The sequence below is a fragment of the Pseudochrobactrum saccharolyticum genome (genome assembly GCF_008801715.1).
GTDB classification, from domain to species: Bacteria; Pseudomonadota; Alphaproteobacteria; order Rhizobiales; family Rhizobiaceae; genus Pseudochrobactrum; species Pseudochrobactrum saccharolyticum.
The window spans coordinates 497,189-518,294 of sequence record NZ_VZPG01000003.1 but is presented as its reverse complement, the minus strand read 5'-3'; the positions used below and the strand labels follow the sequence as shown (position 1 = coordinate 518,294).

General features: G+C 48.7%; 23 protein-coding genes and 1 tRNA gene. 22 read left to right on the top strand and 2 right to left on the bottom strand.

Translation table 11 applies throughout. From position 1 onward, the window contains the following. Positions 1–105 precede the first annotated feature (105 nt). The 9 genes from F7P81_RS12370 to F7P81_RS12325 all read left to right on the top strand — a co-directional run bounded on the left by F7P81_RS12370 (position 106) and on the right by F7P81_RS12325 (position 7,776). A tRNA-Gln gene (locus F7P81_RS12370) sits at positions 106–179 on the top strand. A gap of 832 nt (positions 180–1,011) precedes the next feature. Further along, positions 1,012–1,230, top strand: a complete 219-nt coding sequence (locus F7P81_RS12360) for a hypothetical protein (RefSeq protein WP_170265244.1) — start codon at positions 1,012–1,014, stop codon at positions 1,228–1,230. 116 nt (positions 1,231–1,346) lie between these two features. Further along, on the top strand, positions 1,347–1,748 hold the full coding sequence (locus F7P81_RS12355; RefSeq protein WP_151159719.1) for a hypothetical protein: 402 nt from the start codon (positions 1,347–1,349) through the stop codon (positions 1,746–1,748). Continuing rightward, positions 1,654–3,492: a terminase large subunit gene (locus tag F7P81_RS12350; protein WP_246176114.1), complete on the top strand. Its 1,839-nt coding sequence runs from the start codon at positions 1,654–1,656 to the stop codon at positions 3,490–3,492. The genes F7P81_RS12355 and F7P81_RS12350 overlap by 95 nt, the downstream gene beginning before the upstream one ends. Then, positions 3,489–4,655, top strand: a complete 1,167-nt coding sequence (locus F7P81_RS12345; RefSeq protein ID WP_151159718.1) for a phage portal protein — start codon at positions 3,489–3,491, stop codon at positions 4,653–4,655. Before F7P81_RS12350 ends, F7P81_RS12345 begins: the two co-directional genes overlap by 4 nt. After that, the gene (locus tag F7P81_RS12340; protein ID WP_151159717.1) at positions 4,645–5,298 is read left to right on the top strand and encodes an HK97 family phage prohead protease; all 654 of its coding nucleotides are present in this window, start codon (positions 4,645–4,647) and stop codon (positions 5,296–5,298) included. Before F7P81_RS12345 ends, F7P81_RS12340 begins: the two co-directional genes overlap by 11 nt. Before the next feature lie 24 nt (positions 5,299–5,322). Beyond that, positions 5,323–6,501, top strand: a complete 1,179-nt coding sequence (locus F7P81_RS12335) for a phage major capsid protein (RefSeq protein WP_151159716.1) — start codon at positions 5,323–5,325, stop codon at positions 6,499–6,501. A gap of 49 nt (positions 6,502–6,550) precedes the next feature. After that, positions 6,551–7,069, top strand: a complete 519-nt coding sequence (locus F7P81_RS12330; RefSeq protein ID WP_151159715.1) for a head-tail connector protein — start codon at positions 6,551–6,553, stop codon at positions 7,067–7,069. An 83-nt stretch (positions 7,070–7,152) separates the two neighbouring features. After that, positions 7,153–7,776: a hypothetical protein gene (locus F7P81_RS12325; protein ID WP_151159714.1), complete on the top strand. Its 624-nt coding sequence runs from the start codon at positions 7,153–7,155 to the stop codon at positions 7,774–7,776. 1 nt (position 7,777) lies between these two features. On the opposite strand, the gene F7P81_RS17125 is transcribed toward F7P81_RS12325, so the two are convergent. Then, positions 7,778–7,918 (bottom strand): hypothetical protein, encoded by a 141-nt coding sequence (locus F7P81_RS17125; RefSeq protein WP_170265274.1) that lies wholly within the window; start codon positions 7,916–7,918, stop codon positions 7,778–7,780. A 101-nt stretch (positions 7,919–8,019) separates the two neighbouring features. Here F7P81_RS17125 and F7P81_RS12320 point away from each other — a divergent pair, with 101 nt between their 5' ends. The 8 genes from F7P81_RS12320 (at position 8,020) to F7P81_RS12285 (ending at position 14,199) form a co-directional block, all read left to right on the top strand. Further along, positions 8,020–8,397 (top strand): head-tail adaptor protein, encoded by a 378-nt coding sequence (locus F7P81_RS12320; RefSeq protein WP_151159713.1) that lies wholly within the window; start codon positions 8,020–8,022, stop codon positions 8,395–8,397. After that, positions 8,394–8,798 carry a DUF3168 domain-containing protein gene (locus tag F7P81_RS12315; RefSeq protein WP_151159712.1) on the top strand — a complete coding sequence of 135 codons (405 nt, stop codon included), beginning with the start codon at positions 8,394–8,396 and terminating at the stop codon, positions 8,796–8,798. The genes F7P81_RS12320 and F7P81_RS12315 overlap by 4 nt, the downstream gene beginning before the upstream one ends. Beyond that, a complete protein-coding gene (locus F7P81_RS12310; RefSeq protein WP_151159711.1) occupies positions 8,798–8,986 on the top strand; it encodes a hypothetical protein in 189 nt (62 codons plus the stop codon). Before F7P81_RS12315 ends, F7P81_RS12310 begins: the two co-directional genes overlap by 1 nt. After that, positions 8,986–9,417: an HK97-gp10 family putative phage morphogenesis protein gene (locus tag F7P81_RS12305; RefSeq protein WP_151159710.1), complete on the top strand. Its 432-nt coding sequence runs from the start codon at positions 8,986–8,988 to the stop codon at positions 9,415–9,417. Before F7P81_RS12310 ends, F7P81_RS12305 begins: the two co-directional genes overlap by 1 nt. Positions 9,418–9,493: 76 nt before the next feature. Then, positions 9,494–9,937, top strand: coding sequence for a phage tail tube protein (locus F7P81_RS12300; RefSeq protein WP_151159709.1), 444 nt, complete (start codon positions 9,494–9,496; stop codon positions 9,935–9,937). Next, the gene (locus tag F7P81_RS12295) at positions 9,934–10,353 is read left to right on the top strand and encodes a gene transfer agent family protein (RefSeq protein ID WP_151159708.1); all 420 of its coding nucleotides are present in this window, start codon (positions 9,934–9,936) and stop codon (positions 10,351–10,353) included. The genes F7P81_RS12300 and F7P81_RS12295 overlap by 4 nt, the downstream gene beginning before the upstream one ends. Before the next feature lie 484 nt (positions 10,354–10,837). Continuing rightward, positions 10,838–13,591, top strand: coding sequence for a tape measure protein (locus F7P81_RS12290; RefSeq protein WP_151159707.1), 2,754 nt, complete (start codon positions 10,838–10,840; stop codon positions 13,589–13,591). A 128-nt stretch (positions 13,592–13,719) separates the two neighbouring features. Next, positions 13,720–14,199, top strand: a complete 480-nt coding sequence (locus F7P81_RS12285) for a hypothetical protein (RefSeq protein ID WP_151159706.1) — start codon at positions 13,720–13,722, stop codon at positions 14,197–14,199. Positions 14,200–14,328: 129 nt separating this feature from the next. Here the strand turns inward: F7P81_RS12285 and F7P81_RS12280 are convergent, their stop codons facing one another. Further along, on the bottom strand, positions 14,329–14,658 hold the full coding sequence (locus F7P81_RS12280) for a hypothetical protein (protein WP_151159705.1): 330 nt from the start codon (positions 14,656–14,658) through the stop codon (positions 14,329–14,331). An 82-nt stretch (positions 14,659–14,740) separates the two neighbouring features. On the opposite strand from F7P81_RS12280, the gene F7P81_RS12275 reads away from it, so the two are divergent. The 5 genes from F7P81_RS12275 to F7P81_RS17120 all read left to right on the top strand — a co-directional run bounded on the left by F7P81_RS12275 (position 14,741) and on the right by F7P81_RS17120 (position 21,106). Continuing rightward, positions 14,741–15,307 (top strand): hypothetical protein, encoded by a 567-nt coding sequence (locus F7P81_RS12275; protein WP_151159704.1) that lies wholly within the window; start codon positions 14,741–14,743, stop codon positions 15,305–15,307. Positions 15,308–15,312: 5 nt separating this feature from the next. Continuing rightward, entirely contained in the window at positions 15,313–15,705 is a 393-nt protein-coding gene (locus F7P81_RS12270) for a DUF6950 family protein (protein WP_151159703.1), read from the top strand. Then, positions 15,705–18,329 carry a phage tail protein gene (locus F7P81_RS12265; protein WP_151159702.1) on the top strand — a complete coding sequence of 875 codons (2,625 nt, stop codon included), beginning with the start codon at positions 15,705–15,707 and terminating at the stop codon, positions 18,327–18,329. The genes F7P81_RS12270 and F7P81_RS12265 overlap by 1 nt, the downstream gene beginning before the upstream one ends. Before the next feature lie 6 nt (positions 18,330–18,335). After that, the gene (locus F7P81_RS12260; RefSeq protein WP_151159701.1) at positions 18,336–19,970 is read left to right on the top strand and encodes a hypothetical protein; all 1,635 of its coding nucleotides are present in this window, start codon (positions 18,336–18,338) and stop codon (positions 19,968–19,970) included. Positions 19,971–20,035: 65 nt separating this feature from the next. Further along, positions 20,036–21,106 carry a pyocin knob domain-containing protein gene (locus F7P81_RS17120; RefSeq protein WP_170265273.1) on the top strand — a complete coding sequence of 357 codons (1,071 nt, stop codon included), beginning with the start codon at positions 20,036–20,038 and terminating at the stop codon, positions 21,104–21,106.

Sequence of the window (21,106 nt, the reverse complement as noted above, 5' to 3'; positions counted from 1 at the left end):
GGCTGTGTGAATTGCTGTGAGTGATTAATGAGGCCGTACGGCGCTTAAAATAGGAATAGGGGGATTTCTATATTTGTTCTTTTCTTTGGTGAGACGATCTTATTTTCCGCCTTCGCCTAAAGGTAGGACAGCGCACTTTGAATGTGCCGATCGTGGTTCGATCCCATGAGGCGGAACCAGATGTTGCATTGGAAAGCAGCTGAAGTTGCTACTCAATTAAACAAGATATTGAATAAACAGCATTAAATATAATCAATATAGTGGCTATATAAATTAAATTTGTAGTGATTGAGCTTTTGCGCTCTAATGAGGTTCGACACTCCTCTTCTAAAGGAGGCGGAATTGAGTGATTTTCATTATTTGAATGATGCATAATCAACCTTCCAAAGTAATAAAAATTCCCCGTGAATTTATATATTACTAATATAAAATTCTTAAGTAAATATGTATGCAATTCTTGGTGCCCCGCCTAGTGCGGGGTTTTTTATTGTCCAAACATGGGGAGGGTGAATGACCTTTCTCGAATTCACCTTTCAATCATTCTGGCACTTTATCGGCATAGTCATTCTCATGTGGTTGGCTCTCGCTGGCATTGCATGGATTGCAGCCGCAGCAAGGGGTAAGTGATGACTGATGAAGCGCCGGTAACAGGCAGGCCAGCGTAGTGTCGGTAACATCAAAGCAAGCACGTAAGCGTCACAGGCCAGAGCATCGCAAGTTATATGCGTTACCTGCATGGCAGCAGTTGCGGTTACAGATATTCCAGCGTGACAATTACATCTGCCAATGGCCGGGCTGCGGGGAGTTACTGATAGGCAAGGGGAATGTTCCTAATTCGCCTGTTGCGCACCATAAGAAAGATCATAAGGGCGATATGGAGCTGTTTCTTGATCCTGAGAACATCATAGCAGTATGTAAGTCCTGCCATGACCAACCAGTACAGAGAGCCACACACAGAGGCTATATCAGCGGTCATGATGATGATGGTAGGCCAGTCGATCCTGATCACCCATGGAACAAGAGGGTATGAGCATGCAAGCGGATCGTAAACGTATCGAGCTTCGTGCTTCACCTTCAGGCCTAACTGCATGGTGTGATGGTCAATGGCTTGGGTGGGCAGACGTAAACGGTACAGATATAACGATTAAGGTAAGCATGCAGCAGGTAGAAGCAGGCATTATTGAGCCTGATTGTGATGCGCTTGCAAGAGGACATATTCAAGCAATCTGATTGGTCGAAGCCCCCCCTAAATCTTAAAGACCCCCCTTGTTTTGCAGTACCCGCGTCCCCCCTTCATTTTCACTCAAACCAGTTTCACAAAGGGGGTACGGGTCTAAGGCGTTCATATGAAGATAAACCAGCCGCGTTACGCGCAAATTTTCCGCGAGAATGAAGAGCGGGCAGAGCTTGCATCCCTGATCTGGAAAGAAGTTATCGGTGCGTTGAAAGAAGCGGGAGCAATTACGATTGCCAACCTTGCCCGTGCTGATCGGTATGTTCGCGCTCGTGTTGAATATGAATGCCTGTACCCGACTGCGGCGGATGAGGGGCCGGTAACTGTTGGCCCAAACGGAGGCGACGTATTCAATTTTAACTGGTCTGCCTGTGAGAAGCTGAATGACCGCCTCCTAAGGCTTGAAAAGGCGATGTTCGGTGAAGCAGTTGCAAAAGAAACCAGCCAGAAAGAAAAAACAGGTGGTGCGCCAAGCGACGAGTTCCTTGGATCGCACAACGGATTACGCCAATAAAGTTATATCTGGTGAGATTATTGCCGGCAGGTTTGTACGCGCAGCATGTAAACGGCATGTAAATGATCTGAAACATGGTCATAAACGCGGATTGTATTTTGATATTGAACACGCAGAAAGAGCGTTCAGGTTTTTTCCTGCCATGTTTACGGTCAGTGCTGGTGCGAAGGTCGGAGAGCCATTCCATCTTTTAGATTGGATGGTTTTTGCAACGGGCTCACTCTTCGGTTGGCGTGACGCAGAAGGTCGCCGCCGGTTCCGCCATGCGTGGGTTGAAACGGGTAAGGGGCAGGCCAAGTCGCCGTGGATGGGTGCTGTTGGTCTTTATCTGATTGGGTACTGTGGCATTAAACGAGCAGAAGCATATGCAATTGCGAATGATCGTGATCAGGCAAAAGTACTGTTCTCCGATGCTGTGGCACTGTGCAGGTCTGAAATACCGCAACGTGATGGAGAGACATTAGAAAGCCGTGGGGACGTTCTTATTCGCGGCACCGGCGATAATGCGTGGAAAATCGAGCATCCGGCAACACAGTCTAAGTTTCTACCTGTGGCTTCAGGGGATAGTATTTCGGGGCCTAAGCCTATTGCTGTCTTTGCTGATGAAGTTCACGAGATGCGGACAAGTAAGGCAATTGAACTTTGGCGCGCTGCCATCGACAAAATGAGCGGTGATCCGCTCCTTATACTTGGAACGAATACACCGGCGGCCGATCAGGCGGTGGCTACAGACCTGTCAGAGTTCTATCAGCGTGTCGTTGAAGGTGTAATCGAGGATGACAGCGCATTCGCATACATCGCTCGCGTGGATCGCGAGGATAAGCCATTTGAGGATGAAAGCTGCTGGATAAAGGCGTTACCCGCTCTTGGTGTGACGTACCCGATTGAGAACGTTCGTAAGCGTGTTGAAACTGCAAAGCACATCGCAGCGCAGCGCCTTGCTACAGAGCGCCTGTTTTTCGGTATTCCTGTGGGTTCATCAGGCTTTTGGCTGGATGATGAAAGCGCATGGCGAGCCGTTCAGGGCAAGGTTATTGAAGACGATTTGAAGGGCATTCTTTGCTACTTGTCTCTCGATTTATCCCAGAAGAACGATTTGACCGCGCTTTCAGCCTGCTGGCGGGATGATGAGGACAGGCTATCTCTCAAAAGTTGGTACTGGACTACGAGAACAGGGCTGGAAGCGCGTGAAGCATCTGACCGGATACCTTACTCGGCCTATGAGCGTGATGGTTACGTGACGATCTGTGAGAGTGAAACGATTGATTACACTTTTGTCGCTCAGCAGGTGGCAAATCTGGTTGCATCGCAAAATGTGGATAGTCTGACGGTCGACCCAGCGTATGTGACCAGTTTTATTTCGGCCTGTGAGGAAATCAATCTTCCGGTGTGGCGGTACATGGGACCAGATAAGCCGGTCGGATCAGGCTTGAAGATCGTCACCCATGCGCAGGGCTTGAAGGTCGCATTCGAGGATAGGCAGCTCTGTATGCCTCATTCGATCAGTCGGTTCACAGACAAAATTCTGAAACAAGAAGTCATCATCGACGCAAACAAGATGACAGACGTTTGCGCGTCGAACGCTGTTTTGCGCTCCGATGGGATGGGAAACCAGATGTTCGACAAGAACCGCTCTCGTGGCCGCATCGATGGCATGGTGTCAAAAGCGATGGCTGTTGGAGCGTCAAAGACTGAGCGCAAAGGCAAACGCAGTTATATGGAAAGCGGAGTTTTGTTCACATGAACATTTGGCCTTTCTCCAAGAAAGATTACGACCTCAACGGCAACCGCTTCTATCAGGAATATGTTATTGAGAGAGAAATCACCGCATCAGAACGCCAACTGAAAGTCACAGCAGCTCTCGCGGCTGGGCTGCGAATTGCTGAAGGTGTCGCTGCGATGCCGATTATTACTGGCACAAAGCGCTATGATGAAAAGGGGCGTAAGATCACTGCGCCAGTAATGGATGGCGATCTGTTTGAACGCCTGACCATTAGCCCGAACGATTATATGACACCTGTTGAATTCGTGGAGAGCCTGACCTTACACGCAGTCTTCGAAGGCGTTGGGCGCGCCTACATTGATCGTGGCTATAAAGGAAAGATACGACGCCTTATCCCGCTTTTGGATGGTAATGTTACACCAAGAAAAGACAGTGAAACGGGCAGAGTATTTTACTCCGGTACAATTCCGGGCATTGGTTCGGTTTCAGATCTGACCAGAAGAGACTTCATTGAAATTACGGCCCCTCGTTGGAGTGACATTGAGGGGCTTGATGTAACAAGCGAAATCCAAAAGGTCTTAAGCCTTGCGCTCACATTGGAAGGGCGGCAGACGGAAGATGGCGCGAAGAAGTCTGTTCGCGGGTATCTTTCAACGGATCAGCAACTGTCACCTGAAGCTGCAAAGCTCGTCAAAGAAGCGTTGGCGGACAAATTGCCCGGAACGCCAATTTTTGACAGTGGCACGACTTATAGAAGCATCGTTCCGACACAGGCAGAAATGCAATTGCTTGAAACGCGCCGTTTCCTGATTGAGGAAGTTGCCCGGGCTTACGGTATTCACCCGATTTTCCTTGCTCATGATGCAGCAGGCCAATCCCTGACACGCATTGCAGATGCGATGGATTATCACGTCACGGTTACGCTTGCACCATGGGCGCGCCGGTGGGAGCAGGCGATTGCTTTCTCCATGCTGAAAGCTGACCAGTTCGTGAATATGGACGAAAACCAATATTACCGCGGTGATCTGAAAACGCAGGGTGAATACGGCTCGAAAGCGCTCGGCAACAACGCTGCTTGGGAAACCCCGAATGATATTCGTGCCCGTACTGGCCAGAATCCGATTGAAGGCGGGGATGAGCTGCCGCGCGCCGTACCTGCAAAAGAGGTAAAAGATGGAGCTTGAAACAAAATTTGCTGCGATTGAAACCGAAGCAGTTACTGAAACCGGACTTATTTCCGGTTATGCATCCCGTTTCAATATTGAGGATCAGGGCGGGGATATAGTGACCGCAGGCGCTTATCTTAAAAGCTTATCAGTGCGCCACCCGCTGATGTTCTGGAGCCATAATATTGATCAACCAATCGGGAAATGGCTCAAGGTTGAAGAAGATACAACTGGCCTTCGGGTTGAGGGGCAACTTGCTCTTTCAACAGTGAAGGGGCGTGAGACGTATGATCTGTTGAAGATGGGGGCATTGAAAGGCCTGTCTATTGGTTACCGAACCCTGAAATCAGAATTGCAAGGCACTGCGCGCCTTCTGAAAGAGGTTGCGCTTTATGAGATTTCAGTAACGCCACTTCCGATGCAGGAGGAGGCCGGAATTGATGCAATCAAGAATATTGGTGAATTGATTTCAGCCGCGAAATCCAACGGAGATTTTACACCACTTAAACGTGCAGTGGAAAGCGCCATGCGTGATGCTGGTTTCCCTGCATGGTTAGCAAAAGCGCAGGCTGCGCTTGCGCCACAAATCCTGAGCGATGGACAGCGTGACGCGTCCGCTTCGGAGACCGCGAGGCTGATTAAAGACAGCTTCAAACTCTGATTGTCCATCTTTAGGAGAATACACATGGACTTGGAAATTAAAGAAGCGCTCGATAGTGCAAAGACCACACTCAACGAAGTTAAAAAGGCGCAGGCTGACCTGTCTGAACAGTTGGCTGTTCTGGAAGAAAAGAAGGCATCCGGCGAGGATGTCACTGATATCAAGTCTCGCATTGAGGATAGCCGTAACGAGCTAACCGAACTCGGCGAGGCTGTCACTGATCTGACCAAAAAAATGTCAGCTGGTCGTCAGGAAGAAAAGTCCCTCGGTCGCATTATTGCGGAGCAGAAAAACTTCAAAGACCGCATTCTTGGCCGTGAAACTGTCGAAGTAAAGGATATTACATCTGCTTCATTCGGCACGATCACATTGCCTGCCGGCGCGCGTCGGGGAAACCGTGGTATGATTGCTCCGGTTAATCAGGCGCTGTTTTTGCGTGATATTATTCCATCTGCATCAACTTCTGCGGCTGTGATCGAATATCTGCAGGAAAGCGGCTACACAAACGCAGCCGCAACGGTTGCCGCCGGTGCGCAGAAACCACAGTCCGAACTCACCTTTGCAGCTAAACAGGCCGCTATGGTGAAGATGGCGCATTTCTTCCGCATTAACGAAGAAACGCTGGATGATGTTGACGGACTGGAAGCTTACATCAATCAGCGTGGGCTGTACGGCCTGCTCCTGAAAGAAGAAGCCGAAGTGCTGAATGGCACCGGTGCGGCGAACCGTGTTGACGGTTTGATTAAAAACTCGACCGCTTACAATAACGCCCTTATTCCAGGTACAACACCAGAGAACGCAATGGATGATATTCGCGTTGCCATTGCGCAGGTTGCTGATGCTGATCTGATTGCCTCAGCGGTGGTCATGAATCATCTGGACGCTGCAGCACTTGATCTGGCGAAGGACAAGGACGGTCGCTATTTGCACCCTGCCTTTGCAGGGAATACGGCTTGGGGATTGCCTGTCGTCCGCACTAAAGGCCTGCCGCAAGGCAAGTTCATTGTTGGTGGCTTTGTCGGCAATACACTGCTCTGGCAGCGTAAAGGTATTGAAATCCGCCGTTCAACCGAAGACCGCGATAACTTTGTCACCAACAAGGTCACCATACTGCTTGAAGAGCGCATTCAGCTTGAAACGTTGCGTCCTGAAGGCATTGTGCATGGTGATCTGACTGTGGCTCCTGCTGGTACTGGTGGCTAAGCTTAAAGGGGCGCATCAAGCGCCCCTTTCTCTTGTAAGTGAGGCCACTATGAAAATTGAACAATCCGGCGAACCTGTGGGTGAAGTTGTTTCTTTGGATCTGGTGAAACAACATTGCCGCATTCGGCACAACGATGATGATGACTTGATCGGGCATTACATCAACTCAGCCGTTGAGTGGGTGAAGGATGCTTGTCAGACTACACTTCTGAAAACGGAATTTACTGCTACAGGGAAAAGCTTTCATCTATCTTTTGATGGTTATCCAAATCCTGAAATCGTTTCTATCGCTTACGTGGATATGTTAGGCGCAACCGGTACAATCACAGAATTTGAAATCTGCGATAATCGATTGGTCGTAGAAAATGCGCCACAAGTTTCGAGCGTAACGGTCGTATTCAAAGCAGGTCTTGGCGCCGGGAATGTGCCGGCCAAACTAGCACAAGCAGTGTTGATGTTGGCGGCCAGTTTTTACCTGCAACGCTCCGACATCACGGGAGATCTTACAAACAGCGTGCCTTACGGCGTGAAGGCGATGGTTGCGCATCACAGAAGTTTTGCATTTTGACCCGTGAGGCTTTTTACTTATCCCTCACTTTTGAAATTCTCTTAAGATACAAAGATGATTAATAATGCTGTGTGGGGAAGTAGATGGAAAAAGTTTTAAGTGGGTCTGATATTTTTAATTTGCCTTGGGCAACTCTTGTGACATTCGCATGTGGGTATATTGGGTATTTTATTTCACACGTAGGATTGCGAGATCATCATAAGCAAATTGATGTTGCTTTTGGGACTTTGGTTTTTGGGTTTGTCGCAGCGTTTGGTTATACGCTACTGCGAAAACATGAATTCGGTTTACAACTATCTTCGCTTTTTGCGGTATTAGTCGCATGTTCGTCAGGCGCATTTTGGAGACTAGTCGGGCGGCGATTATTCTATAAGGCGCTGCATGTGGGCAATGTAAGTCATGCTGATGATGTGCCGACAGCATGGTTGTCCTTATTTGGGGTAACAAACGTAAAAGCAACACAGCTATCGGTTCGATTGAAAGATGGAACGATATTGCTTTGTGAGGATTTACATAAGTTTTCTCAGAAACCTAATGGTCCGTTCGCATTCTGGGCGTCCGGTGACATTCTCATGTATGTTACCGACATTAAGAATACAGATGGCAAATGGGAAACTGAAGATGATGTCGATTATGACGGCTGGGGAGCCGCCATAACTTATATTCCTGTGTCTGAAATTGCCCGTGTAAGATTTAGACGAAAGTAAATTATTTTTTAGGCGGCGGTGGAACATCAATTTGTTGGGTCGGAGCGGTGTAATTCCCCTCAACACCGCTGCCCCCGCCTGATGGGACGGTTTTTGGTGAGTAACTTTTATGCTCAATATTATTATTTTGATTATTACTCATGTTTGATTCCTTTAAATTTTAATTAAGCCATCCAAGCTGACTCTCCTTGAATAGTCTAGCCGTTAAACCTCATCATAAATTACTATAAGACAGGTGTTCTGATGATCGACGCAGGGCAGATGGATTACTCTGTCGCATTCGATGCGCCTTCCAAGATACCGGATGGTCATGGCGGTACTGAAAATGGCTGGACTGCTGATAATGTTGCTGTGAAGGAATACGCTGCATTTCGCTTTCTACGTGGTGGCGAAACGGTTCAGGCTGCTCGCTTACAGGGTAAGCAGCCGGTCGTTGTTACGGTTTACAGCAATTCGGTTACACGCCAGATTACTACAGCCTGGCGTATGCGTGACGTTCGTGCCGGTGCATATGATGCCAAAGGCAATTGGCGCGGCGATGTTTATAATATCCGCTCTATTGTTCCAACAAATGACCGGCAATTTCTAGAAATTACTGCTGAAAAGGGCGTGGCGCTTTGAGTGTTTCTGTCAGCTTGCAAGATGTGATTTTGAACAAGCTACAAGCTGATCAAGCTATCGTGGCGTTGGTTGGTTCCCGCATTTATGACGGTGTGCCAGAGAATGCAGAGTTTCCCTATATCAGCTTTGGGGCGACGGATTATTCGCCTGATGATGCGGATTGTATTGCTGGTCGCCACGAGACAATTCAGCTTGATTGCTGGTCACGTGATCAAGGGAGAAAATGGCCGTGTAAAGCATTGGCGGATGCGGTCAAGAAAGCGCTCCACGATATTGATGCTGATATGAGCAATGGGGCTTTAGTTTCAATGACCGTGACTTTGGTTCGAGTGATTGATGATCCTGACGGCATCACGGCTCACGGCATTGTTCAAGTAACTGCAATTATAGAGGATGAATAATGGCGCGCGTTCGATTTACCGAAGATTACGATTATAAGCCCACAAAACAAACGACTGTAGCTTACAAGGCCGGTATTGAAATGACCGTGAAGCAAGAATGTGCAGATCGGGCGATTGCTGCGGGCAAGGCTGTATCATTAGATAATACAAAACAATCAGTGAAGGCCGCGGAACAGGTTGCAGAATAATGGCGACTGCTTCCCGTATTATCGGACTTGTCAAACTTCAGCGGAAGATTGGCCGATTATCGAAAGTTGCTAAACAGGAAATCAAGCAGGCTCTTGAGCAGTCAGCCGAAGAAATAGTCAGTCTGGCGAAAAGTCTTGTTCCTGTGGATCAGGGTGCTTTACGTGACAGTATTGGCTGGACATGGGGCAAGGTTCCCAAAGGGGCGATGACCATTGGTAAGGTTGCTGAGGCAAGTCTTGCCGGTGAACTGACCATCACCATTTATGCAGGCAATAGCGATGCCTTTTATGCGCGTTGGGTAGAATTCGGTACGCAGAAAATGGGCGCTCAGCCATATTTCTATCCGTCTTACCGAGCGAACAAGAAAAGCACCCGAAACCGTATCAGAAGTTCTGTGAGACAAGCGGCCAAGCAGGTCGCTTCGTCCTGATCCAGTGAAAATTTGATTATTCATCTCCTGCCTGTCCGGCGGGATTTTTTGTGCTGCCATTATAGGAGAAATCATCATGGCGCAGGCTACAACGATCAAAGGCGGCAAGTTCCGCGTCCTGATTGGTAACGATGCAACACCGGCTGTGTTTACTGCTCCGTGCGGTTTCACGCAGCGCTCAATCACACTGAATAAGGGACTGGAAGAAGTTCAGGTTCCTGATTGTGACGACCCTGACAAAGTGGATTGGATGGGGCGCGATGCCACTAGCCTATCCATGAGTGTGAACGGAGAAGGGGTTCTTGCCGCAGAAAGCGTTGAGAAATGGTTGGATGCATTTGACAGCATCGACTCTGTACCGGTGAAGGTTGAATGGGAATTCCCACTCAAGACTGTGACATGGACAGGCGCGATGCATATTGAAAGTCTTGAGGCTGGCGCTACCAACGGCCAGCGCGCAACACTCAATGTTTCAATGCAGTCTGATGGCGAAATGAAACGCGTGGTCACACCAGTATGAGCAGGGATGCATCTGTTGAACTCACATGGGCGGATGGGACTTATACCTTTCGCCTTGGGTGGGGTGAGATCGAAGCACTGCAAGAAGCTTGCGATGCAGGGCCGTGGGTTATCCTTGAGCGATTGGCGAATAAGACCTGCCTGATCGGAGAGATTGCCCATGTTATCCGGCAAGGTCTGATTGGCGGTGGTATGGTTCCGACTGATGCCACCAAGCTTGTTCAGCGGTATGTTGAACAGCGGCCAGCTTCTGAAAATCTGATTTATGCGATGAGTATATTGCAGATCGGGCTTCACGGATCACCGGAAGAACCAGTGGGGGAGCAGGAGGCGGCAGATCAGGAGGAGAGCAACTTGACAGCCTCCCCAACGGGAAAATCCGATTTGCCGCCATCTACGGAAACGGTGCAGCTTTAGGATATTCGCCGCAGCAAGTGCGGCGCATGTCTATGTGGCAGTTTATGGCCTCTCTTGACGGTTATATCGCCGCCAATACACCGGAAAACGACAAAGGCCTGACAGAAAAAGAAAAGAATGAGCTGTTCGAATGGCTATAATTGGCCGCGCATACAGCCGTATTAATCCGTGTGTATCTCCCTGCCAACAATCACCATAACAAGACCGATGAGTGTTAGCGTTGCAAGAATTGTTAGCAGCAGAGGCGATGGTGTGTGAATTTGGATTGCTCCACTCATTTCAGTGAGCCTTCTTTGAAATGCAGCTTCACCCTCTGACAGATTAGGCGGAGTAGATAACCAAACGGCTATTGGTGTTGGTAGTATGAATAAAGCAGCGCCAATCCAGCCAGACGCTGTTAGCCTATACCTTTGAATGCTCATTAGCCCCCTCCATTTTCATGCTCGCTTATGCGGGCTTTTTTCTTATCAGGATACAGAACTGAATGGCAACAGATCTTGAAAAGCTCGTTGTGCAGCTTTCTGCTGACATTAGAGGTTTTGACCGTGAGCTTGCCAAAATGAACGGCATCTCTAACCGTCAATTCCGCGCTGTAGAAAACCGCGCGCGTCAGATGAATAAAAATCTTGATGCAATTTTTGCACGGTCTTTTAGCGGCTTGACTGCCCCATTGACTGGAATTGGCGCCGCGCTGTCTGTACGTGAAGTGGCGCGATATGCAGATGCATGGACAGTGGCGGGGAATAAGCTTGCAGCTGCGGGTCAGGTGGCTAGTATGCAGGCCAGATCGCTTGAAGACCTGAACAAGATTGCCAATGATACTCGGAGCGGCATTTCTGAAACGGCTGATCTTTATGCCAAGCTTATGCGTTCGACAAAGGGCGTCGCACAATCTGAGATGGAAGTTGCCAGAGCAACCGAGATTGTGAACAAGGCATTCAAGGCTGGTGGCGCTGCGGCATCTGAGCAGGCGGCAGGTATCTTGCAGTTAGGGCAGGGGCTTGGTTCCGGCATGCTGCAAGGGGATGAACTACGGTCGGTGCGTGAAAATGCGCCAATGCTGGCACAGGCGATTGCGGATTATTTTAAAGTCAGCATCGCTGGTCTAAAAGACCTTGGTGCCGAGGGTAAGTTGACCTCGGATAAAGTTTTCAAAGCCATACTTGCAGCGCAGCCGCAAATTGAGGCCGCATTTAATAAAACGAACTCAACGATCTCAGACGGTTTGACCAAGGTCAACAATGCGATGACCCAATATGTTGGTGAAACCGACAAGGGTCTTGGTGCGTCTCAGCGGTTGATTGCCGGTTTGAACGCGCTAGCGGATAATTTTGATACAACGGCTGATATTGTTTTGAAACTTGCCGCAATCATTGCCGGTGCATTGGTTGGTCGCTCTATTGTATCTATGGTGCGTGGTCTTGGCTTGGCGACAAGTGCAACTTTGTCTTTGATAGCTGCATTACGTACAGCATCGAGCCTTTCAGGGCTGGCTACAGCATTTGGTGGTATAGGTGCTGCAGCAGGACCGTTGGGTATGATTATCGGCGGAACTGTTGTCGGTGCGCTTGCATTATTTTCAACGAGTTCAGGCCGTGCAGGTGATGGCGCAGATTTATTTGCACAGCGTCTGAAGCGGATGGGCGAGGAAGCCGAAACTGCGGGCAATAAGGTTGAAGAGGCTCGACGTAAAACTAATGGGGAGGATTTATTCCTTCGAGAAAAAGAAATAGAGGCTTCAACCAAAGCTGTTGAAGATGCTCGACAGGCTGTTGATAATCTTTTTGAGGCTTGGATACCTGTACAGTCAATGAGCCTTGTGACTGATGAGCAGCGTGAGGAGCTTAAGCGCCTTAAAGATGGATTGGATGACGGATCGTTATCCGCTGAGGATGCGAAAAGCGCGATATTTGATATGGCGCGTGCCGATTACAATTTTGAGGAGGCCGCAAATCAGTTCCAGCCAGTACTTGATATGCTTGCAAACGTTATCGCAGGCTCACAGCAGGCGAGAGCTGAATTTGCCGCATTGTCAGGCATGAGTGCTATGAAAGAAGGGCGTTCTGAACGATCTGCCCTCGATCCTTATATTAAGGCACGTTCTGCCGGTAACGACTACATCAAAGACGCTCAACGCCGGAACACCCTGACCAAAGATCAGCTTGCACTTGAAAATGAAATTGCTGCAATCCGCAAAAAATCTGTTGAGGATGGTTTTATCCTTACAGATCAGCAGATCAAGGCGCAGGCACAGGCTAATCTTGCCGCAGATGCAAGGCGTTCTGCGGAAGGTAAAAAGCCTCGTAAAGAGCGTAAAACACCGGAGCAGGACTTCTCGGAAGATTTGCAATCAATCGCTGATCGTACTGCCGCTCTGATTGCTGAAACGGAAGCGCAGCGACAGATTAACCCTCTTATTGATGACTACGGCTACGCCATTGAAAAAGCACGGGTTACGCAAGAGCTTTTAAATGCTGCGCAAAAGGCTGGTGTAGCGATTACACCTCAATTGCGCTCTGAGATTGCAGCAACTGCTGAGCAGTTTGCATTAGCCACTCAGGAAGCCGGTAAGCTAGCGCAGGCTCAGGATGATATTCGTTCCAGCCTTGAGGATTGGCGAAGTGTCGGGAAGGATGCCACAGGCGGCGTTCTGAATGATTTTATTGCTGGTAAATCAGCGGCAGAAGCATTTGCCGATGCTTTGAATAAGGTCTTGGATAAACTGCTGGAAATGTCTCTTAATGGCATTTTTGGACAGTCCGGTGGCAGTAATTGGTTCTCATCTCTGTTTGGTAGTATCGTCGGTCGGAAGAATGGTGGCGTTGTTTATGCCGCTACCGGCGGTCTCTTGCGTGGTGCTGGTGGACCCAGATCGGATAGTATTCCGGCAATGCTTTCTAATGGTGAGTATGTCGTCAATGCAGCGGCAACTAAGCAATTCAGGCCCATCTTAGAGGCTATAAACAGCGGGCGTGGTTTACGTTTGAATGATGGTGGCATGGCTACATTGAAAGCTCCGACAATGCCGATCTTGAAGGCTGCTGGCACCAAGAGTAACGATGTCGGTTCAACGAAAATCGATGTTGGTGTCAGTGTCGATCAAAATGGCAATCTGCAGGCCTATGTAAAGAACATTGCGCAAACAACGACACAAAACGGCATTAGATCATACGATAAAAGCGGGGCTGCGCGGCTAAGGCGTGATAGCCGTGAGGCAAATCGCAGGGGATTGGTATGATTGATCTTATCTCGTCTGTGCGGTTTAAGGCCTCATATCCGCAGCTTAAACGGTTCGTTTCATCATCAAAATATGGGGGCAGGGCAATATCATTTGTTGAGTATGCCGATCCTGTCCGGATTATTGATATGGAAACGCTGCCTTTGCGTGTGCGGGAGGTAGTGCAACTTCAGGCGTTTATCGCAGCTGCCCGTGATGGCATGGAAACAGTGATTTATCGCCCTACTGCAGTCTGTGTACCGCAAGCATATTGGGGGGATGCAAATCATCCGCATATTGTCGGCACGGCTGTTCGTGGCACTGTCACCAATGGCCGCACCGTACAGCTGACCGGTGTGATGCCGGGTCTAAAATTACTGGCCGGTGATCTGATTTCTTTCACTCACAACAATTACCGGCAAATGTCGCAGATTGTTATCGGTGCGACTGCTGTCAGTACGCAAATGTCCGTGACCGTGGATCAGCCGATTGCGGCCTATATTGCGGCAGGAGCAACAGTTCGCTTCAAGCGTCCGGAACTGAATACCCGGCTTATGCCTGGCTCATTTCAGCTTCCAAATGGTTCGCGTCCAGTTGCTACTTTTCAACTCGTAGAGGTTCCAAGATGAATAATGATCTACAGAAAGTCATACAAAATAAGGCGGAAAAATATCCGCCTTATTTTGTCAATATTGATGAAGTGCTGGTAAGTCGTATCCCTATCTTTGACCCATATAAAGATAACTACGACACCTTCATTAAGCAAATTTCCCCTCAACCATTTGATTGATCGTGGCAGCTACTTTTTTCATTTCCCCAGCAGGCATGGCAATTACGAACATTGCTTTACCGAACATAATTTGAAGTCGCGGTTCACCGCTTTCCTTGTGAAAAACAACGCCTGCCCCAGTTGGGTAAAGAATAGCTCCACCCTCTGGGGTAATGTCTCCGCTCATTTCTGCCTGTTGTGACATGCCAGCAAGAATTTGCGAAATGAATGCACTTACAATGGCAGATTGAAGAGTTTCCGTTTTCCCATCAATGCTGATTTCTACATTGCCGTTTGGTAATGCTTTATTGTCGATCATCTTTCAATATTCCCTCGCTTGTTAACTCTTACAAGAGACCTGACTCGTTCGGGAGTGTCCAGTTATTGCCATTGGAGAAAAAATGGCTTTTCCTACACGATTACAGCAGTTGCTGGCTGAGGGGCGGGTGATAGTCCGCTCTATGGGTGATTTCAGATTTGGTACCGGAACATGGTATATGTGGAACGGTGTTGCGGAGCTGCAATGGGGCGGGAATACCTATATCCCAAACCAGCTGATTGCCATTGAAGAGCCGCCGTTTCAGATGGGGGCAGAGGCTTTGCCTATTGTGATTACCATGCCGACAGCATCGGATTTTGGTATCACTCCGGATATTCTGGCTCAGATTGAAAGTGTGGATTACAAAGGCCGTACGGTTATTTTGTATGATGCTTATTTTGATCCTGATACACATGAGCTTCTGCTTGTTGAGCCTATGCATCGTGGTTTTATCGATACGATTGACCATTCCTTCGATAATGGTGAGTTTGTGCTCAAGGCAAATATCGAAACCTCGGCTCTGGAAAACCACAGAGACGGATATCGCTCTGCATCCCATGCGGATCAGCAGTTGGTTTCTGCCGGTGATAAATTCTTTGAATATGCATCTGTCATCAAGCGTGAAAACTTCTTCATAACGGTGCCTTAAAAATCATGAGACATTCCGATTGGGAAAAGCGCTTTGTGGCTGTCACAGAGCGTCACCTCAACACGCCTTGTGTTTGGGGAAAGAGCGATTGTTTGCTGACGGTTGCCGATGCTGTTGAGGCAATCACCGGCACCGATCCGGCAGCGGATATCCGCGGAAAATATCGCAGCATGACCGGTGCATATAAACTCATCAAAGCGCGTGGCTTTTCCGATGTTGCATCGGTTCTGGCGGGGCAGTTTGAGGAAATTGCACCCGCCTTGGCACAGCGCGGCGATATCGGAGTGTATGAGAAAACTGCCGGATATTTTTGTGAGTATGGCTTCGCTGTCAAAGGCGATGATGGCTTGCGCTTCATCCCGCGCACTATGGCTGAAAGAGCTTTCAAGGTAGCCTGATGAAAATCCTGTTATTGCTGGTCTTTGTGCTGTTGGCTTCACCGGCCTCTGCAGAGCCGATATCGCTTATTGTCGGTGCTATTGGTGCAGCTGGTTCGTGGCTGTTCGGCGGTACAGTTCTGGCCAATATTGTTTTGGGTGGGCTGGCAGCTGCTGCCAAATTTGCACTGACCTCAATCTTTGCCAAAAAGCCGAAGGCTCAAGCCTCTAAAACTGAGACGCAATATGGTGAAAACCTCGCCCGTGAAATCGGCATGGGTGTTTTTGGTACCATGGGGCATCACGTCTACCGCAATGCTTTCGAAGAAGGCAACCGCATGGTGCAGGACGTGTTTAAGGTTTCAGATTTTCGCTGTGTCAGCCTTGAACGTGTGATGATGGACGGGAAATGGAAGGCCATTTCTTCAGTTGAGGAAGAGTTTGGCCGGCGTGTGCTGGATGTTCATGAAGGTGGTGAAGTTTGGGTGCGTTTTTATAATGGCGCCATGGCGCAAGCTGCCGATCCGCAGCTTATTGGTTATTCCAATCCTTCAGGCCGCTGGACTGCTGATCATCGTGGTGCTGGCGTTTCCTATGTGGCTGTTACCTCGCGAATGGATCAGGATAACCTGACCGCCCCGCCTAGCCTGTTGTTTGAGGTGCGCGGTGCGCCGCTTTATGACCCACGCAAGGATAGCTCTGTTGGTGGCTCCGGTGCGCATCGGTGGAATGATCAGAACACATGGGAGTTTTCCGATAACCCTGCTGTTATGATGTATAATCTTGAACGTGGTTTGTTCAATGGCACTGAGATGATGGTGGGGCGTGGTGCGTCCGCAGACCGTTTGCCGCTTTCCGAGTGGTTTACTGCTATGAATATCTGCGCTGAGGGCATGCCAGACGGTAGCAAACGCTACACAGCTGCCTTGATTGCTTCATCCGGTGATGCAATTACCCATGACAGCAATATGACCCCGCTGCGCGAAGCTTGTGCCGCATCGTGGGTTGAGGCGGTCATGGGTGAATATCCGATAATCGGTGCCAATCAGGCTGTTGTTGCCACAATTACAGATGATGATATCAATCTGGAAAAGCCATTTAAGCTGTCCTTGTCACGTCCGCGTTCCGAATTGGTGAACACGATTGCCGGTACATATGTCAGTCCTGAGGCATTCTATGAAACGACACCTTTGCAGACACGAATTGACCAGAATGCTTTGGCTCAGGATCGTGAACGCTTTGCATCCAAGGTTGATTATACCGCTGTGACTGACCCACGTGTTGGTGATCGTCTGGCAGATATTGCGATCCGTGCATCGCGCTATCAGGCCAGTGCATCAATCTGTGTGCATCCTAAATTTTTGGAACTGAAGGTTGGCCAGTGGGTCACATGGCAGTCCGGTCGGTACAATTTCAGCAAGACGTTTCAGGTTCTTACAAAATCGCTTGGTGCATTGGGTGCTGATGGCACACGCGATATAACGCTGGCGCTGCAAGAAGTTGGCAACGGCATTTTTGACCCGACTGCTTACACCACCAATCCGCCTGTGCCGACACCCGCAGGTGATCCGGTTTATCTTTTAGAAGTGCAGCATCCGCAATATTTTGCGAATATTGTTGTTGGTTCTGCCGGTGAAGAGCATGCGGGTATTCGCATCTCATGGGATGAAATCAAAGATCTGACTGTGACTGGCGTTGATATTCAGTATTGGCCGGATACTGACGCGACACAGATATTCGATAAGCAGGTCAACCGCGATGTTTCTACCGTGCAGCTAACCGATGGCCTGACCAGTCTGACAGAATGGTGGGTGCGCACTCGTTTGCGTGTCGCCTCCGGCACTCGAGCGGTGGCGTGGACTGTGCCTGTACGTGTTCTCACGTTGGATGCGCGTAGTGAGCAAGACCCTGTTGATTATGATGGTCTGGAAAAAGACATGCAGGGACTGTTGAATTGGGTCACAGGTCAAACCCGTGAGTTGATCAGGCAGGCCGAAGAGCAGGCAACACTGACAGCGGATAATCACAACAGCATTTATTCCAATATTCAAACGCTAAGCCGTACACTGAGTAGTACGTTTGGAAATGCAAAGGCACAGTGGCGCGAAGATATTTACACGGCAACAGGACCTAACAGTGCAATCGGTCAGCAGTTGGTGCAGATCAATGTATCATTGAGCGATAAAGCCGATACCAGTATTGTTAATCTGCTGCGGGCTCGTGTTGACGGTGTTGATGAAGACATAACTGCGATCACTAATGCTTTGTTGCAAGTTAACGCGGCTGTTGGCGGTGATGTGTCTGAGGGTACCTTCCGTATGGAAGCTATTGCCGGTAGCGGCGGAACCAGCATGCGTATTTCTGCTTTCGCTCGTGTTGGGGCGGGTGAGTCATGGCGGCGCGCAGGCTGGTTCGTCAATGTCACCAAGGATTTTGGCCAGTTTATGGTCTTTGCTGACCAGTTTGCCGTAGTTGATCCAAGTGACCCCGATAATATGACATTCCCGTTCGTGGTGAGGGATCGCCAAGTTTATATTGAACGCGCTCGTATTGGCCAGGTTTTCTTTGATCAGCTCACTTCCAATAACGGCAGGCTGGTTATCACTGGTTTCGGGGATCGTGCCGAAATCCGGATGTATACGTGAGGGCAGATGGCACAGTTCTTTATGGGCTATAAGCCGGGTGTTGGTCAGGTTCTCAAAGTTCTGAAATACAATGATGATGATGCGCTGACATTGGCGAACACGGCCTATGATCGGTATCTCTTCAACAGTGAGACACAGAAGCTGGCTTATATCCGAGATCAATGGACAGCATCATTCAATTATCACAACCTTTCTAATGGTCAGGTGAACGATTATGAAGGTACAAGCTCTACAGGAAAATATGCTGCCTATACCATAAAATATGGAGGCAGTATCCATCTTACCAATACGAATATTTATGCTCGCTATAATAATATCTTCAAAGATATTTCTTATGTACCAATGGTGGAAGCGCGGATATTCGAACCTGATGGACGGGTGTATTGTGCGCAACGTGTTCTTCACTGGATATCAGACAGCTTAAATAACGAAAGTGCCGTAATTGGCACCTCTCAATTTGGTTCTGCGTGGTTTAAGCCTTCGATGTATGGCGGTACAGGTGATTGGATACGTAGAACGAATAATTCTCTATCTTATATGGGCCTAGACAGCTGGTTATGCTGGATTGGTGGCGCGCCAGCGCCTAACGATGCTAACCGACCCGGAGTTATTGCTACAAACAGTGATGGACCTGTAGAGAAAAAAGTTATTGTTGCTTATTGGGATTTGCCTGCTGACAGCAGCCCGATGACAACTTACCCTCATGTGCAGGGGCTGGAAGCTCTGAGATGGAACAGGCAGGAGTTCATCCTTTCCCGCCCTGGTTATTCGGTTGACAGTTCTGCTGGTACGCGGCACAGGATCATTGATAGCAGTCTCAATCTCGCTTCAATCATCATGGCGGGGGAGACAACAACCATTGGTACTGGCGGATCGGTTGTGCTGCCGGTGCCATATGGGTTTAAGCTTTCGCCTGATGCGATTGTTGATATGATGATCCGGCTGCAAGGTCAGCCGCAATATATTCCGCCTCATATGTTGGGCGGATATGTCCGCAACAATTACATTAATGTTTCCTACAAAGTGCATGAGCAAAGTGTTGAAATTTTCAATGAAAGCTCAGAGCCGGTCATTGTTACCTATATGGTCTCTAATATTGATTTTTCTGCGCGTTCAACAGGTGGCAGGGAAATCCTATATAAGGGGCATGACGGCCAGCAATATTTCATCCAGATCAAAAAGCCCGGAACTTCTGATCCTGCATCCCGCGCCAATGATGTGATGATGGATAGTCGCCTGCCGATGATCCAGATTGTGAAAGAGGGGTATATCCCTTTTGATCAGTTTTCATCAGGTGCGGCAGAAAATACCATGCTGTTTGGTGCACAAGCTCATGAACTAAACTTTGAGAATAATGGGTTTATTCCTTTCCTGAAATACAGTCTCGTATTCTCTGACCGGATCATGCCGCCTGCGATGGCAATTTATTACAGCTACACATCAAGTGGCGGTCCTCAATATGGCCCACCCAGCAATCATTCATCACTTGCCCGTCTGGAAAATAACAAGGTCAAATTTTGGATGAACAAAGGCGCATGGTCAGCAAAATTCTGGTCAAACAGCTCTGGTTCTGAGCGCACCGACTATTACGGTGATCCGCTTGGTATTCGTTATTACGTTCTCGGAATAGCGCGACCTTAAGCTAAAGATCTCACCCTAATCTCTGATCTTCAATGCCTCTTGCATATGCGAGGGAAGGAATAAATATGGCTGTTTTATCTGATTATCTATCTGGAACGATAACTGTCACCAAGGGCTCAACTGCATTTACCGGCACAGGCACTGCATGGCGCGTGGCAGGTTTCCGCGAAGGGGATACAGTACAGTTACAGGGATTTACTGCGGTAATCGCGGGAACGTCTGCTGTTGATCCGCTGATTAAGAGTAATAACACTGGTAATTTCACAGAACCGTGGGCTGGCGCCAGTGGCACGTTCGCTTATCGCATGCGCTACTTGCCAGATGGTGCGCGGGTTACCGCTCAGACCAGAGCACTGATTGATAAGCTCGGTAATGGCAACATTGATGCTTTTGCAGGTTTGAACAGTGTAGCGGATAAGGTGCCTTTTTTTAGCGGTACCGGCACGATGGATGTCTCAACGCTTACAGAGTTCGCCCGTACACTCCTTGCAGGCGATGACGCTAATGCAGTCTACACGGCTTTAGGGGTTATACCTGAAAACCAGCTACCCAATAGATTGAAGGCGACAGGTTCATACGTTTCAGATTTGAATGAATTCAAACAAAACGGGTGGATGGCTGCTGGATCGAACACAGCAAACAAGCCTACAAGCATAAATGGTTATGTTCAGGGGTACTTTGAAGGTGGCGGTGCATGGGGCGTTCAGGTATTTTATGAAGGGCGAACTTCAAACCAAATAATGTATATTCGGTCTTGGCGAAATACATCATGGACTTCATGGGAGCGAATAGCGACGAAATCAGAAATTGATGTAAAGCAAGATATTATATCAACTTCCCGAGGTTTTTCATCTGGTTATTTCACCATCCCATCGTCAACCGGAAATATAATTGTTCAGTTTGGAACTTCTTCGATTGCTGTAGATAGTGGCGGCAGGGGAACTATATCTTTGCCAATTTCATACCCAACCACGCATGTTACAGCCATTCTGTCATCTGGAAATTATTCAGCATATTCAGGAACCGTTGCGCCATGGACGGGTGGGGAGGCCGGTCTTCCGAAGGGCGCGATTGAGTTTAGAGCTTCAGCCACATCTACAAACGTCCGCGTCAACTATTTATCTGTGGGGTATTGA

Excerpts from the sequence above, each read along its gene's own strand:
- F7P81_RS12345 (WP_151159718.1), top strand. The coding sequence starts at position 3,489 with ATGAACATTTGGCCTTTCTCCAAGAAAGATTACGACCTCAACGGCAAC.
- F7P81_RS17120 (WP_170265273.1), top strand. The coding sequence starts at position 20,036 with ATGGCTGTTTTATCTGATTATCTATCTGGAACGATAACTGTCACCAAG.
- F7P81_RS12280 (WP_151159705.1), bottom strand. The coding sequence starts at position 14,658 with ATGATCGACAATAAAGCATTACCAAACGGCAATGTAGAAATCAGCATT.
- F7P81_RS12355 (WP_151159719.1), top strand. The coding sequence starts at position 1,347 with ATGAAGATAAACCAGCCGCGTTACGCGCAAATTTTCCGCGAGAATGAA.
- F7P81_RS12265 (WP_151159702.1), top strand. The coding sequence starts at position 15,705 with ATGAAAATCCTGTTATTGCTGGTCTTTGTGCTGTTGGCTTCACCGGCC.
- F7P81_RS12340 (WP_151159717.1), top strand. The coding sequence starts at position 4,645 with ATGGAGCTTGAAACAAAATTTGCTGCGATTGAAACCGAAGCAGTTACT.
- F7P81_RS12325 (WP_151159714.1), top strand. The coding sequence starts at position 7,153 with ATGGAAAAAGTTTTAAGTGGGTCTGATATTTTTAATTTGCCTTGGGCA.
- F7P81_RS12310 (WP_151159711.1), top strand. The coding sequence starts at position 8,798 with ATGGCGCGCGTTCGATTTACCGAAGATTACGATTATAAGCCCACAAAA.
- F7P81_RS12300 (WP_151159709.1), top strand. The coding sequence starts at position 9,494 with ATGGCGCAGGCTACAACGATCAAAGGCGGCAAGTTCCGCGTCCTGATT.
- F7P81_RS12260 (WP_151159701.1), top strand. The coding sequence starts at position 18,336 with ATGGCACAGTTCTTTATGGGCTATAAGCCGGGTGTTGGTCAGGTTCTC.
- F7P81_RS12305 (WP_151159710.1), top strand. The coding sequence starts at position 8,986 with ATGGCGACTGCTTCCCGTATTATCGGACTTGTCAAACTTCAGCGGAAG.
- F7P81_RS12320 (WP_151159713.1), top strand. The coding sequence starts at position 8,020 with ATGATCGACGCAGGGCAGATGGATTACTCTGTCGCATTCGATGCGCCT.
- F7P81_RS12290 (WP_151159707.1), top strand. The coding sequence starts at position 10,838 with ATGGCAACAGATCTTGAAAAGCTCGTTGTGCAGCTTTCTGCTGACATT.
- F7P81_RS12360 (WP_170265244.1), top strand. The coding sequence starts at position 1,012 with ATGGAACAAGAGGGTATGAGCATGCAAGCGGATCGTAAACGTATCGAG.
- F7P81_RS12275 (WP_151159704.1), top strand. The coding sequence starts at position 14,741 with ATGGCTTTTCCTACACGATTACAGCAGTTGCTGGCTGAGGGGCGGGTG.
- F7P81_RS12295 (WP_151159708.1), top strand. The coding sequence starts at position 9,934 with ATGAGCAGGGATGCATCTGTTGAACTCACATGGGCGGATGGGACTTAT.
- F7P81_RS12285 (WP_151159706.1), top strand. The coding sequence starts at position 13,720 with ATGGAAACGCTGCCTTTGCGTGTGCGGGAGGTAGTGCAACTTCAGGCG.
- F7P81_RS12330 (WP_151159715.1), top strand. The coding sequence starts at position 6,551 with ATGAAAATTGAACAATCCGGCGAACCTGTGGGTGAAGTTGTTTCTTTG.
- F7P81_RS12335 (WP_151159716.1), top strand. The coding sequence starts at position 5,323 with ATGGACTTGGAAATTAAAGAAGCGCTCGATAGTGCAAAGACCACACTC.
- F7P81_RS12270 (WP_151159703.1), top strand. The coding sequence starts at position 15,313 with ATGAGACATTCCGATTGGGAAAAGCGCTTTGTGGCTGTCACAGAGCGT.
- F7P81_RS17125 (WP_170265274.1), bottom strand. The coding sequence starts at position 7,918 with ATGAGTAATAATCAAAATAATAATATTGAGCATAAAAGTTACTCACCA.